The following is a 14,326-nucleotide window of genomic DNA, read 5'->3' on the forward strand; positions in this document are numbered from 1 at the left end:
AAGTCTAGTGATAATGGCAAAGAGGTCACACCCGTTCCCATACCGAACACGGAAGTTAAGCTCTTTAGCGCCGATGGTAGTTGGGGGTCTCCCCCTGCAAGAGTAGGACGTCGCTAGGCAAATAGAAACCGGTACCTGTTAAAAGGTATCGGTTTTTTTGTGTGGTTTTTTATTGATTCAAAAGTATGTGAAAGAGGAAGAACAGAACCGGTACCGAAAGGTACTGATTTTTTGTGTTTATTATTTACTAATTAGTCGAAGGTGTGCGAGAAAGAGGAGGAACAAAGAGTTCGAGGAAACAAGGGGGCGAGTCTCGGAGCGTATTTCATACGCGAGAAACGAGAAGCCCCCAGGCTACTCTATCAAAAATCTATCAATGTGCTGTTTGGAGAGGAGACCAATCCAATTACTTGTACATTTTAATGGAACTCGATATGTTAATATCATAACCTACAAACAGAAAGGGAGTTTATTTATGAGTAAAATATATGAATTCACTGCAACCAAAGCAAATGGAGAAGAAGTTTCATTAAGTACATATAAAGAGCATCCAATGATTATCGTAAATACTGCTAGTAAATGTGGCTTTGCCAATCAGTTTCAAGAGTTACAAGAATTGCATGAAGAATATAAAGATCAAGGACTTGTCGTATTAGGGTTCCCTTGTGGGCAGTTCAGTGATCAAGAATATAGTGATATGAATGAAACTATGGAATTTTGCCAACTAAATTATGGAGTATCTTTTCCAATGTTTCAAAAGATTGATGTGAAAGGGGAAAATGCTCATCCATTATTTCAATACTTAGTTTCTCAGAAAAAAGGTCTTTTAACCGAAGATATAAAGTGGAATTTCACAAAGTTTTTGGTTGATCCTGATGGGCAAGTGGTAAAACGCTACGCTCCTCAGTCATCTCCTAAGAAAATTGAGGATGATTTGTTACAATATATTTAAGAAAAATCCGAATAATCTTACTTATTACCTGTTCCTTGACAGTCTCAGTAGCCGCTGATAACCTTATCAATAATATTCATGAGGACATAGGAGGAGTTAGAGATTATGTGGGAATCAAAATTTGTCAAAGAAGGCTTAACGTTTGATGATGTATTACTTGTACCAGCGAAGTCGGATATATTACCGAAAGATGTGAGTTTATCTGTTCAGTTGACGTCAAAGGTAAAGTTAAATATTCCGGTAATAAGTGCAGGAATGGATACTGTAACTGAAGCTTCTATGGCGATTGCGATGGCTCGTCAAGGCGGTCTTGGTATCATTCATAAAAATATGAGCATTGAAGAACAAGCAGAGCAAGTAGTTACAGTAAAGCGTTCTGAAAATGGCGTTATAACTGATCCATTTTTCCTTACTCCTACTCATCAAGTTTACGATGCTGAACATTTAATGGGAAAATACCGTATTTCGGGTGTACCCATTGTAAATAATGAAGAAGAATTGAAGTTGGTTGGGATTATCACTAACCGTGATCTTCGTTTTATTCAAGATTATTCACTAGCAATTGAAGATGTTATGACTAAAGAAGAATTAGTTACAGCTTCAGTTGGCACAACTCTTGCAGATGCTGAGAAGATTTTGCAACAATATAAAATTGAAAAGCTTCCAATTGTTGATGAAAATGGAGTTCTAAAAGGGTTAATTACAATTAAAGATATTGAAAAAGTGATTGAATTCCCTAATGCTGCGAAAGATCATCATGGTCGTTTATTAGTGGGTGCAGCAGTTGGTGTCACTTCAGATACAATGAAGCGTGTTGAGCATCTTGTTAAAGCGCATGTGGATGTAATTGTGATCGATACTGCTCACGGTCATTCACAAGGTGTTCTTGATACCGTGAGTGCGATTCGTAAAGTATATCCTGACTTGGATATCATTGCAGGAAACGTGGCAACGGCTGAAGCAACGGCTGCATTATTTAATGCAGGTGCTGATGTTGTTAAAGTAGGGATCGGTCCAGGGTCAATTTGTACGACACGTGTAGTTGCAGGGGTTGGGGTTCCACAAATTACAGCCATCTATGATTGTGCGACAGAAGCAAGAAAACATGGCAAATCTATTATTGCAGACGGTGGGATTAAGTATTCTGGAGATATCGTAAAAGCCCTAGCTGCTGGTGGGCATGTAGTTATGTTAGGAAGTTTACTAGCGGGTACTTCAGAAAGTCCTGGAGATACAGAAATCTTCCAAGGACGTCAATTTAAAGTGTATCGTGGAATGGGTTCTATCGGAGCGATGGAAAAAGGTTCGAAAGATCGATATTTCCAAGACGATGCTAAAAAATTAGTTCCTGAGGGAATTGAAGGACGTCTTCCTTATAAAGGTCCACTGTCAGATACAATCCATCAACTTATGGGCGGAATACGTGCAGGTATGGGATACTGTGGAACAAAAGATTTACAAGTTCTTCGCGAGAACTCACAGTTCATTCGCATGACAGGTGCAGGACTTCGTGAGAGCCATCCACATGATGTTCAAATTACAAAAGAATCTCCAAACTACTCAATTTGACAAAAACCGAAACTTTAGCACCTATTCTGTGTCTTTTTCTTAGGCAGAATGGGTGCTTTTTTCATAGAGCGTCCCAAATTCCATTTTGTTATGATAAAATGAGCAAGGGAAAAAATTTAAAAAGAGAATGGCGGAGGTTCTAGAAGTGAAGAGTGCATGGAACAAAGCGCTAGTGCGCTGGTTACTCCTTCCAGTTCTGATGGTAAGCATGGTTGTTACACAACCGGTTTCTACAGACGCTGCTGAAGAGAGTTTAAAGTTAAATGTTGATGGTGCGATATTAATTGACGCGGATACAGGAAAGATTTTATATGAAAAGAATGCAGATACAGCTTTAGGGATAGCAAGTATGACAAAAATGATGACAGAGTACTTGTTGTTTGAAGCAATTGAAAAAGGACAAGTTACATGGGATCAACAATACTCAGTAACAGATTACACGTACAAAATATCACAAGATCGTCGTTTAAGTAATGTACCACTTCGTCAAGATGGTTCTTATAGCATTCAAGAGTTGTATGAAGCTATGGCGATATACTCTGCTAATGCTGCAACAATAGCGATTGCAGAAACAATTGCTGGAACAGAGTCTGAGTTCGTGAACATGATGAACAAAAAAGCAGAAGAATTAGGCTTAGTTGATTATAAATTTGTGAACTCGACTGGCTTAAGTAATGCTGATTTACAAGGTATGCATCCTCAAGGTACTGAGGAAAAAGATGAAAACGTAATGCCGGCAAAGTCAGTTGCGAAATTGGCTTTCCAATTAATGAAAGACTACCCACAAGTACTTGAAACGACAAGTATCCCTTCAAAAATATTCCGTGAGGGAACAACAGATGCAATTAAAATGGATAACTGGAATTTCATGCTTCCGGAACTTGTTTATGCATATAAAGGTGCTAAAGTTGATGGATTAAAAACTGGAACAACAGATTTCGCAGGTCATTGTTTCACTGGAACAGCCGAAAAAGATGGTCTTCGTGTGATTGCTGTCGTTATGAAGGCTGTTGATAGCGAAGGTGTTGGATCTTATAAAGCACGTTTTGATGCCACAGCTGCGTTGTTCAATTATGGTTTTGCCCAATTTAAAAAAGAAGAAATTGTCCCAGGTGGATATGAATTTAAAAAACAAAAAGATATTGATGTAATTAAAGGAAAAGAAGACAAAGTCGGCATTACTGTAAAAGAGCCGATTGAAATGGTCATCAAATCTAGTGAAAAAGAGTTATATACTCCTAAGTTAGTGCTAGATGAGAAAAAAGTAAAAGATGGCTCTGTAGAAGCTGCTATTAAAAAAGATGAAGTGATTGGTCATGTAGAACTTGTTAAGTCTGAAGGAACTGATTATGGATATATCAATGGCACAAAAAAATCAGCTGAAGTAGTGACGACAGAAGCTGTTGAGCGTGCAAACTGGTTTTCCCTAGGATTACAAGCAGTTGGACATTTCTTTGGAAATCTCTGGAGTGGCGCAACTGACTTTGTCGGTGGACTATTTTAATAACGAAAAACCGTAATTTCTTCATTTGAAGAAATTACGGTTTTTTGATGTTCCAAGCATTCATTAAAGCTTCTATAGCAGGCTCTATCTCTGCTTCAACAAACCCTCCGAAGCCGATTAATACTTGAGGTTTGCTATACATGCTTTCAGATGCTTGATGGTACTCAGACAATGCGTAGACTCGAATATCGGCTTGCTTAGCCATTTCAACTAACTCACGGTCAGTCGATTCACTATCAACTGTCAACACAATATGCATGCCAGCTTGTTCACCTGATATAAGAACAGTTGGTTTATAGTCATCTAAGGCACGCGTTAATTTTTCGAGTTTTTTCCGATATAATTTTCGCATTCGATTTAAATGTTTAGAGAAATGTCCATCTTGCATGAACTGTGCAAGAACATGTTGATCGAGTCTTGGCACTGTTGAAGAGTAGTACGGAAATGTACGGCGATACGCGTGTAATAATTGTATGGGTAAAACAAAATAGGCTATGCGTAAGGACGGCATCAATGATTTAGAAAACGTACTAATATAGATGACGCGTTCACGCTGATCCATTCCTTGAAGAGAGGGAATCGGTTTACCTACATAGCGAAACTCACTGTCATAATCATCTTCGATGATATAGCGTCCGTCTTCGTTAGATGCCCAGTTCAGCAGTTGGACTCGTCTAGAAGCGGATAATATAGCGCCTGTAGGGAACTGGTGAGAGGGTGTAACATAGGCAACAGTTGCTGGCAGATTTTCCAGTTCGGACACTTTCATGCCTTCTTCGTCTACAGAGACAGGTAAGGTGTTTCTATCATTATTGGCGAATATATGATGAGTCATAGGATAGCCAGGATTTTCAATCGCGTATATGGCTTGTTTGCCGAGAAGGCGGATAAGCAGTGGCATCAACTGTTCGGTTCCTGATCCAATTACAACTTGTTGAGCCGTGCACAGGACACCACGTGATGAGTAAATGTAACTGGCAATTTCTTGTCTTAATTCAAGGTCTCCTTGAGGATGGCCTAGCAATAATAAATCTCGTGATGTTTCATCTAGGATGTCTTTTGCATACTTCCTCCATTGATTAAAAGGGAAGGCGTTCGTATCAATTCGACCCGAGTTAAAATCAATGCTGTACTTGCGCTTTACTGATTCTGCTTGTATTAGTTCTTCTCGAACCTCTTCCACATAAGCAAGTTCTTCTACTTGCTCAACAAAGTAACCACTTCGTGCGACTGATGTAATAAAGCCTTCAGCAACAAGTTGACCGTAAGCAAGTTCAATCGTTGTTTGGCTAATGGCTAGAAATTCAGCGAGCTTTCGTTTAGATGGTAACTTTGTGCCAACAGCTAAATCACCGCGAATTATACGTTCTTTCATTTCGCGATAAAGTTGTTCATAAAGGGGAGTTGAAGAAGATTTATCAATCTGAGTTAACCACATGTTCATCGTAATACTCCTGACTGACCTTCTTAAAAAGTGAGAAACTGACACTTTTAATATGGTCATACTGCATTATACTAATCATCATAGATGAAATGGAGGCTATTTACAATGACTCAACAAATTACAGGTACAGATCGAGTGAAACGTGGTATGGCAGAAATGCAAAAAGGTGGCGTCATCATGGACGTTATCAATGCAGAACAAGCTCGTATTGCTGAAGCAGCAGGAGCAGTAGCAGTAATGGCTTTAGAACGTGTACCATCTGATATTCGTGCTGCAGGTGGCGTAGCTCGTATGGCAGATCCACGGATTACAGAAGAAGTAATGAATGCGGTAACAATTCCAGTTATGGCGAAAGCTCGTATCGGACATATTTCTGAAGCAAGAATGTTAGAAGCAATGGGCGTAGACTATATTGATGAATCAGAAGTGTTAACACCGGCAGATGAAGAGTTTCATTTAATTAAAAGTAATTTCACAGTTCCTTTTGTTTGTGGGAACAAAGATTTAGGTGAAGCAGCTCGTCGAATTGGTGAAGGAGCTTCAATGCTTCGTACAAAAGGTGAACCCGGTACTGGGAACATCGTAGAAGCTGTTCGTCATTTACGAAAATTGAATGGTCAAGTACGTAAAATTATTCATATGAATGATGATGAATTAATGACAGAAGCGAAAATTTTAGGCGCACCTTACCATGTATTACTTGAAATTAAACACTTAGGTAGACTTCCAGTAGTAAACTTCGCAGCAGGGGGCGTAGCAACTCCAGCAGATGCAGCCCTAATGATGGAGCTTGGAGCAGACGGTGTATTTGTGGGATCTGGTATTTTTAAATCGGATAATCCAGCTAAATTTGCACGTGCAATTGTTGAAGCGACTACACATTACCAAGACTATAAATTACTTGTTGAAATTTCAAAGGACCTTGGCGTTCCGATGAAAGGTATTGAAATTTCTCGTTTAGAAGCGAAAGATCGTATGCAGGATCGAGTATTATAAGATGGTGAAAATAGGCGTACTAGCTTTACAAGGAGCTGTTCGGGAACACATCAAGTCGATTGAAGCGAGCGGAGCACAAGCAGTCGTTGTGAAACATGCGGAGGATTTGACTGGAATTGATGGTCTTATTTTACCGGGTGGTGAAAGTACAACGATGCGTCGCCTTATTGATTTATATGGGATGATGGAGCCTTTACGTACATTTGCAAAAGCGGGACATCCGATGTTTGGCACCTGCGCAGGACTTATTTTGCTTGCTGAATCACTAGTGGGCTACGATCAACCTCATATTGGTGTAATGGACGTGACGGTTGAACGAAACTCATTTGGTCGTCAAGTCGATAGTTTCGAAGCTCATCTTTCAATTAAAGGTATAGCAGAAGATTTTCCAGCTATTTTTATACGTGCTCCTCATATCACTGAGGTCGGTCCAAAAACTACTATAATTTGTGAACATAATGGGCGAATTGTGATGGCCCAACATGGACAATACCTTGGGTGTTCATTCCATCCAGAGTTAACAGATGATCATCGTGTTACAGCTTACTTTGTTCAATTAGTTGAAAGTTTTATTCAAAATGCGTAACATCCAAGCCTGCCATTGTGCAGGTTTTTTCTTTTGTACTATAACTTGAAGAGTTTGCATTCATTAATCTTCTGACAATGGATTAGCTTCAGATAGACTTAATCACCTTGGATTCTGGATTTTTTTAAAGCACTAAGATGTAACAAAAAGCAGAATACGCTGTTTAAATCAAACTATCTAATAACTGATAGCCTTATTTAATCAGCGTATTTTTTTCTTAAAAATAATGGGAAGTTATATATATCTCGCTACCTTTCCTACTCTTTTCTCATAATAAATCGATTCATTATTTACTTAGAGTTTCATATTTGAATTTACTAGTTACTAATCGAAGAAAAGAATTAAAAATTAAGAGAAACTAGGAATTTGTAATAATTGGAAGTATAACCTAATTAGGTAGGAGTATTGCAGGGGGGTACTGGATTGATAATTAAATCATTAGGTTCACTTATTCTGGAAGGAGGGCTACTTTAGCCTATTTTATTGAAAAAATTTAAATTGGTATTACAGGAAAATAAACCCGCATATAGCCAAATAAAAACAGTTATAGTTTCCTATATATTCTGAATAGTAAAAAAGATAGAATACTAATTACCCGGACGAGTTCGGAATTTTCAGAAACCAAGGAGTGAAGTTGAGTGAAGAAGAAAAAAGTAGTGAGTCTAAGTTTAGCAGCAATGGTTGCCTTATCTGCAGCCATGGCACCAGTTAGTGCCGCACCAAATAGTGCGAGTTCTGAAAAAATACACGTAAATCAAAAAAGTAAGGCACCCGACTTCATTTCTGGTAAACTAACGGCGCCATCACAAAAATCAGCAAAAGAAATCGTATTTGGATATTTAGCACAAAAACAAGGAATCTATAAATTTAGTAATGATCCTTCTTCAAGTTTCAAAGTAGTAGCGCAATCAAAAGATGAACTTGGGTTTACGAATGTGAGATTACAACAAATTTATAAAGGTGTACCAGTTTTCGGATCAGTTGTGACAGCTCATGTTGATAGCAATGGTGTGTTAACAGCTGTTTCTGGTGAAGTAGCTTCTGACCTTGATAAAAAACAAGCACTAAAAAGTGGTGCGGAAATCAGTCGTGCAGACGCTCTAAATACAGCTTCAGCAGATTTAGCAAAAAAAGTTGGACAAGCCCCAGTACTTGAGCATGAAGCTAAACCTGAATTCGTGGTTTATGCAAAAGATGGAGAAGCTAAATTTGCCTATGCAGTAGAGTTCGAGTTTTTATCTCCTGAACCAGGTAATTATCAATATTTTGTTGATGCCCAAACAGGCAAAATACTAAATTCATATAATCAACTTCACGAAGCAAAAGGATCTCAGGGCGTTACTTCTCCTACAGGAACAAACACAGTAGGAACAGGGAAAGGCGTATTAGGTGATACAAAATCATTCAATACAGTGACGAACAGCAATGGTTCGTATCTAGTGGATCGTACACGTGGGAACGGAATCTTTACCTATAACGGTAAAAATCGCACACAAACACCGGGTACTCTTTGGTTGGATGCTGATAATGTATTAAATGCAGCTTTTGATGCTCCTGCTGTAGATGCTCATGCATACGCTTCACAAACATATGATTATTATAAAAATGTCCATAACCGGAATAGCTATGATGGCAATGGCGCACAATTAATTTCTACGGTGCATTACGGTCGTAATTACAATAATGCCTTTTGGAGTGGGTCACAAATGGTATATGGTGACGGAGACGGTTCTACTTTCATTCCATTATCAGGAGCACTTGATGTTATTGCGCACGAATTGACACATGCGGTTACGGATACTACTGCGGATCTAGTCTATCAAAATGAATCTGGTGCAATCAATGAATCGATGTCTGATATTTTTGGAACATTAACAGAATATCATTTTAATAACAATCCAGATTGGTTAATTGGAGAAGATATCTATACTCCTGGTACAGCTGGAGATGCTCTACGTTCTATGGCCGATCCAACAACACAAGGGGATCCTGATCATTATTCTGTTCGCTACACAGGTACAGGCGATTACGGTGGGGTTCATATTAACTCTGGAATCAGCAATAAAGCTGCTTACTTGTTATCTAACGGTGGCACACATTATGGTGTCAGCGTAGCGGGAATCGGTAATGACAAAATGGGTAAAATTTTCTACCGTACTTTAACACAGTATTTAACACCTAATTCAACGTTTGCGCAATATCGTGTAGCATCTGTCCAAGCGGCAACAGACCTTTACGGTGCAAGTAGCAGTGAAGTAGCAAGCGTAAAAGCAGCATTTACAGCTGTTGGCGTGAATTAATCTGAAATTATGAGAAATCAAATAATGCAAAGACATCAGCTTGTTCCTTTAGAGGACAAGCTGATGTTGTCTTTTTCTTGCAAGACAACTTGCCAAATCTCAAAGCCTGTAGTAAAGTATGGTTAATTTCACATATGAAACGATGATGGGAAGTAGTAACAAGTTCAGTTTTTTCTAGAGAGCCGACGGGTGGTGGAAGTCGGTAAAAACCCTTGTGAATCCGTCCTGGAGTTGCGCAACTGAAAGTTAGTAAGTTGTAGCCGGTTGAAAAGCCGTTATGAGACAAGTGGATTTGTTCGTATGGACAAATCAATCAGGGTGGCAACGCGGGTAGCTCTCGTCCCTTTCCAAGGGGATTGAGGGCTTTTTTTGTTGTCTGAAATCTGTAAACGCTGCTCATAGCGGGTTGTTCAAACGCCTGTCATCGCTATAATCTAAGGAGGAAACCACATGTTAGATGTTAAACGCGTTAGAGCCAATTACGAAGAAATTAAAGAAAAACTTGAAAAACGTGGAGAAGATTTAGGGAACTTTGACCAATTTACAGAACTGGATTCAAAGCGTCGCGAACTAATAGGGAAAGCTGAAGTATTAAAAGCGGAACGCAATGAAGCTTCAGAAAAAGTCGCGGTATTGAAGCGTAATAAAGAAAATGCCGATGATGTTATCGTGCGTATGCGCCAAGTGGGCGATGAAATCAAAGTCCTAGATAATGAACTTCGTGAAGTTGAAGAGAAGTTCGATGATATGATGATGCGTTTGCCAAATATTCCACACGACAGCGTGCCGGTTGGGGATTCTGAAGATGATAACGTAGAAGACCGCGTATGGGGAGAAATTCGTGAATTTGATTTTGAACCAAAACCACACTGGGATCTTGGAACAGATTTAAATATTATCGATTTCGAACGTGCTGCTAAAACGACAGGTAGCCGATTTGTGTTTTACCGTGGGTTAGGAGCTCGTTTAGAACGTGCTTTGATGAACTTTATGATTGATCTTCATACGGATGAACATGGTTACGAAGAAATGTTGCCCCCATATTTAGCGAACCGAGCAAGCCTTACAGGCACAGGTCAATTGCCGAAGTTTGAGGAAGATGCATTTTTAATTGAAAAAGAAGATTTCTTCTTGATACCAACGTCTGAAGTAACTGTAACGAACTTCTATCGTGATGAGATTTTAACAAAAGACGCTTTGCCACAAGGATTTGCAGCATACAGTGCGTGTTTCCGTTCTGAAGCGGGCTCTGCAGGACGCGATACACGTGGATTGATTCGTCAACATCAATTCAACAAAGTGGAACTTGTTCGTTTTGTAAATCCAGATGACTCTTACAATGAACTAGAGAAATTGACAGGACATGCAGAAAAAGTTCTACAGTTATTGGGATTGCCTTACCGTGTATTAAAAATGTGTACCGCAGATTTAGGCTTTACAGCTGCCAAAAAATACGATATCGAAGTATGGATTCCAGCTCAAGGTGTATATCGTGAGATTTCTTCTTGCAGTAACTTCGAGGATTTCCAAGCGCGTCGTGCCAACATTCGTTTCCGTCGTGAACCGAATGCTAAACCGGAATTTGTGCATACTTTAAATGGTAGTGGATTAGCACTAGGAAGAACAGTTGCAGCCATCTTAGAAAACTACCAACAAGAAGATGGTTCTGTTATCATTCCTGAAGTACTACGTCCTTACATGGGTGGAAAAGAAGTCATCAGTAAATAGAGTGGAAGTTCCACTTAAATAAAGGCTCTTTCATACATTTTCGCCACGTAAGGTATGAATGTACTCGTTTGTTTTTATCCACGATTATTAGCCTAAATAAAAGAAAACCGGAAATGAACTTAGATTTAAGTTCGTTTCCGGTTCTTTTTTTGTTCGCGCAGATTGCGGAAAAATCGAGTAAGGATACCGCCGCACTCATCAGCTAAAATGCCTTCAGTTACTTCACATTCATGGTTAAATCTCGAGTCATTGAGCAAGCGATAGAGTGAATCTACACAACCAGCTTTTACATCACGTGCCCCATAAACTACACGTGGGATGCGGGATTGTAAAATTGCTCCAGCACACATAGGGCAAGGTTCAAGTGTGACATAAAGAGTCATGTTTTCTAAACGCCAACTTCCAACTTTAGCACAAGCTTGTTGTATAGCTAGTAGTTCTGCATGGGTCGTTGCATTTTGGGTGATTTCGCGTAGATTATGTGCACGTGCAATGATTTCATCTTGATACACGATAACTGCGCCAATAGGAACTTCTCCTAATGCAGCTGCTTTTTCTGCTTCAACTAATGCTTCTACCATATAGGTTTGATCTTTTTTAAATACATCCATCATGCATCGCTCCTTGATTTAAGTGTAGCATGTTTTGAATGATCTACGCATAGCATAAAAGAGATGTGGAACAAGGAGGTTTTAGATGATTTATGTAGTGGAATCAGGGGATAGCCTATTTTCGATTGCCAAAGAGTATAATACAACGACTGCAACACTAACTCAGGTTAATGAACTAGATAATCCAGATGTGTTAGTGGTTGGTCAAACAATCATAATACCGGGAACACCAAATCCCAATCGACCAACGATTGATTCTAACGGGTATGTTGAGTATTACACAGATGCTCCATCCCAAACTCTGTTAGATGAAGTGAAAAAAAGAGGACCTTTGCTAACTTATATGATGCCTTTTTCATATGATGTAAAGCGTGACGGCTCCTTGGTCCCTTTAAACTGGGGAGGTCTAGATAAGATTGCAGCTGATGAGAATATTATCTCGGCAATTGTCGTATCGAACATTGAAGACGGTGCATTTAGTGATACTTTAGCTCAAGAGATTTTTGCCAGCCAAGACGTGCAAGATAAGTTAATTGCAAATATCTTAGCTGAAGCAAAAGCTAAAAATGCCAAAGATATTCATTTTGACTTTGAATATTTACGAAGTGAAGACCGACAAGCGTATGTTGATTTTTTAAAACGTGTAAAAGCAGCTGCGACTGGATATACATTATCCGCTGCTCTTGCTCCTAAAACTTCTGCTACTCAAAAAGGAAAATGGTATGAAGGGCACGACTACAAACAAATTGCTGAAGTAGTCGACTTTGTTGTGATTATGACATATGAATGGGGCTATAGTGGGGGTCCTCCAATGGCTGTGTCGCCTATAGGACCAGTGAGACAAGTGTTGGAATACGCTCTGACAGAAATGCCAGGATCAAAAATTCTGATGGGTCAAAATTTGTATGGTTATGATTGGACATTACCTTATAAACCAGGAAATCCACAAGCACAAGCCATAAGTCCACAACGTGGAATCGAGTTAGCACGCGAACGTAATGCTGCAATTCTGTACGATACTACAGCCCAAGCACCATATTTCAATTACTGGCGAGACGGCAAAGAGCATGTGGTATGGTTCGAAGATGCACGATCCATTCAAGCAAAATTTAATTTGATTAAAGAATTGGGATTAAGAGGGATCAGCTACTGGCACATGGGCTTTAAATTCCCGCAAAATTGGACTCTTCTAAATGAAACGTTTAAAGTCAAAAAAAGATAGAGCTAAACCCTTTTCCTCTTTGGAAAAGTGGTTTAGCTCTGTTTTTCATTTTCAAGCTGTGATAGAATAGGGAGCATTGAACGATTTTTGAGAACTAGTAGGAGGATTCTAATGCCGATTCCATTTATCACGGTTGAAGGCCCGATTGGTGTTGGAAAGACGTCACTATCCAAGGCCATTGCTGACGCAAATAACTTTCAGCTTTTAAAAGAAATTGTGGATGAAAATCCATTTTTAAATAAGTTTTACGAAGATATCGAAGAGTGGAGTTTCCAGACAGAAATGTTTTTCCTTTGCAATCGCTACAAACAGTTAAGTGATATTCAAAAGAAGTATATTGCAAAGAGTGAACCTGTTGTGGCAGATTATCACATCTTTAAGAACTTAATTTTCGCGAAACGCACACTCCCGGCAGAAGAATATGTAAAATATGAATCTATATATCGTATTTTGACACAAGATATGCCTAAACCGAATATGGTTATATACTTACATGCAAGTTTAGATACATTAATGAAACGCATCGCACTACGCGGTCGTGAATTTGAAAAAATGATAAGTGCAGATTATATGAAACAACTTTCTGATGATTATCAAACGTTTATTCAACATTTTGAAGAAACACATCCAGAAATACCGGTTCTTCGTTTTAATGGAGACGAAATGGATTTTGTTGAAAATGAATCTGATTTAAATTGGATCTTAAAAAAAGTAGATGAAACGCTACAACAAAGGAGTCTCCATGTATGAACTTACGTGAAAAATATGGCATCCCTCAAAATGCCGTCATTACAATAGCTGGAACAGTTGGTGTTGGGAAATCAACGATGACTAAAGCACTTGCAGAGGCACTAAACTTCCGTACATCTTTTGAAAAGGTTGATGCAAACCCATACTTGGATCGTTTTTATGACGACTTTGAAAAATGGAGCTTTCATTTACAAATTTATTTCTTAGCTGAGCGCTTTAAAGAACAAAAACGTATTTTTGAGTACGGTGGTGGATTTATTCAAGACCGTTCTATTTATGAAGATACTGGCATCTTTGCTAAAATGCATGTTGAAAAAGGCACAATGAACCTAACAGATTACGAAACTTACACGAGTCTCTTTGATGCTATGGTTATGACGCCTTATTTCCCACACCCAGATTTACTCATCTATTTAGATGGATCTATTGAAGATATTTTAGGTCGTATTCAAGAGCGTGGACGTCCAATGGAACAATCTACACCAGTAGAGTACTGGTATGAAATGCATGAGCGTTATGAAAACTGGATTAATACATTCAATGCTTGCCCAGTGCTACGTTTGAATATCAATGATTACGATTTAATGAAAAATCCAGATACTGTTGAACAAGTTGTAGAACGTGTTGGTCATTTTATCCAACAAACTGCAGTATTACGTAAATA

At 38.9% G+C, this 14,326-nt stretch carries 12 protein-coding genes, 1 rRNA gene and 1 other annotated feature; of the genes, 11 read left to right on the plus strand and 2 right to left on the minus strand.

Translation table 11 applies throughout. The features are described 5' to 3' along the window. The first annotated feature begins 3 nt into the window (after positions 1–3). From rrf to WBG45_RS01150, 4 genes are all read left to right on the plus strand, one after another. A 5S ribosomal RNA gene (gene rrf, locus WBG45_RS01135) occupies positions 4–119 on the plus strand. Between the two features lie 356 nt (positions 120–475). After that, positions 476–952, plus strand: a complete 477-nt coding sequence (locus WBG45_RS01140) for a glutathione peroxidase (protein ID WP_424411959.1) — start codon at positions 476–478, stop codon at positions 950–952. A 105-nt stretch (positions 953–1,057) separates the two neighbouring features. After that, positions 1,058–2,521: an IMP dehydrogenase gene (guaB, locus tag WBG45_RS01145; protein WP_024536298.1), complete on the plus strand. Its 1,464-nt coding sequence runs from the start codon at positions 1,058–1,060 to the stop codon at positions 2,519–2,521. Between the two features lie 145 nt (positions 2,522–2,666). Then, on the plus strand, positions 2,667–4,025 hold the full coding sequence (locus WBG45_RS01150) for a serine hydrolase (protein WP_424411960.1): 1,359 nt from the start codon (positions 2,667–2,669) through the stop codon (positions 4,023–4,025). A 34-nt stretch (positions 4,026–4,059) separates the two neighbouring features. Here the strand turns inward: WBG45_RS01150 and WBG45_RS01155 are convergent, their stop codons facing one another. Next, complete coding sequence (locus WBG45_RS01155; RefSeq protein ID WP_424411961.1) at positions 4,060–5,469, minus strand: PLP-dependent aminotransferase family protein; 1,410 nt, start codon at positions 5,467–5,469, stop codon at positions 4,060–4,062. A 105-nt stretch (positions 5,470–5,574) separates the two neighbouring features. Here WBG45_RS01155 and pdxS point away from each other — a divergent pair, with 105 nt between their 5' ends. From pdxS to serS, 4 genes are all read left to right on the plus strand, one after another. After that, positions 5,575–6,465, plus strand: a complete 891-nt coding sequence (pdxS, locus tag WBG45_RS01160) for a pyridoxal 5'-phosphate synthase lyase subunit PdxS (RefSeq protein WP_424411962.1) — start codon at positions 5,575–5,577, stop codon at positions 6,463–6,465. 1 nt (position 6,466) lies between these two features. Beyond that, complete coding sequence (gene pdxT, locus WBG45_RS01165; RefSeq protein WP_424411963.1) at positions 6,467–7,051, plus strand: pyridoxal 5'-phosphate synthase glutaminase subunit PdxT; 585 nt, start codon at positions 6,467–6,469, stop codon at positions 7,049–7,051. 638 nt (positions 7,052–7,689) lie between these two features. Further along, the gene (locus WBG45_RS01170) at positions 7,690–9,351 is read left to right on the plus strand and encodes a M4 family metallopeptidase (protein ID WP_424411964.1); all 1,662 of its coding nucleotides are present in this window, start codon (positions 7,690–7,692) and stop codon (positions 9,349–9,351) included. Between the two features lie 133 nt (positions 9,352–9,484). Further along, positions 9,485–9,699: a binding site (T-box leader), on the plus strand. Positions 9,700–9,801: 102 nt separating this feature from the next. After that, entirely contained in the window at positions 9,802–11,079 is a 1,278-nt protein-coding gene (gene serS, locus WBG45_RS01175; RefSeq protein WP_424411965.1) for a serine--tRNA ligase, read from the plus strand. A gap of 125 nt (positions 11,080–11,204) precedes the next feature. Here the strand turns inward: serS and tadA are convergent, their stop codons facing one another. Next, entirely contained in the window at positions 11,205–11,690 is a 486-nt protein-coding gene (gene tadA, locus WBG45_RS01180) for a tRNA adenosine(34) deaminase TadA (RefSeq protein ID WP_424411966.1), read from the minus strand. An 85-nt stretch (positions 11,691–11,775) separates the two neighbouring features. On the opposite strand from tadA, the gene WBG45_RS01185 reads away from it, so the two are divergent. The 3 genes from WBG45_RS01185 to WBG45_RS01195 form a co-directional block, all read left to right on the plus strand. Further along, positions 11,776–12,912: a glycosyl hydrolase family 18 protein gene (locus WBG45_RS01185; RefSeq protein WP_424411967.1), complete on the plus strand. Its 1,137-nt coding sequence runs from the start codon at positions 11,776–11,778 to the stop codon at positions 12,910–12,912. Between the two features lie 111 nt (positions 12,913–13,023). After that, complete coding sequence (locus WBG45_RS01190; RefSeq protein WP_424411968.1) at positions 13,024–13,662, plus strand: deoxynucleoside kinase; 639 nt, start codon at positions 13,024–13,026, stop codon at positions 13,660–13,662. Further along, the coding region (locus WBG45_RS01195) for a deoxynucleoside kinase (RefSeq protein ID WP_424411969.1) at positions 13,659–14,326 on the plus strand (668 nt) is incomplete at its 3' end. The genes WBG45_RS01190 and WBG45_RS01195, both read left to right, overlap by 4 nt.

The sequence above is a fragment of the Paenisporosarcina sp. genome (assembly GCF_049671445.1).
Classification (GTDB): Bacteria; Bacillota; Bacilli; order Bacillales_A; family Planococcaceae; genus Paenisporosarcina.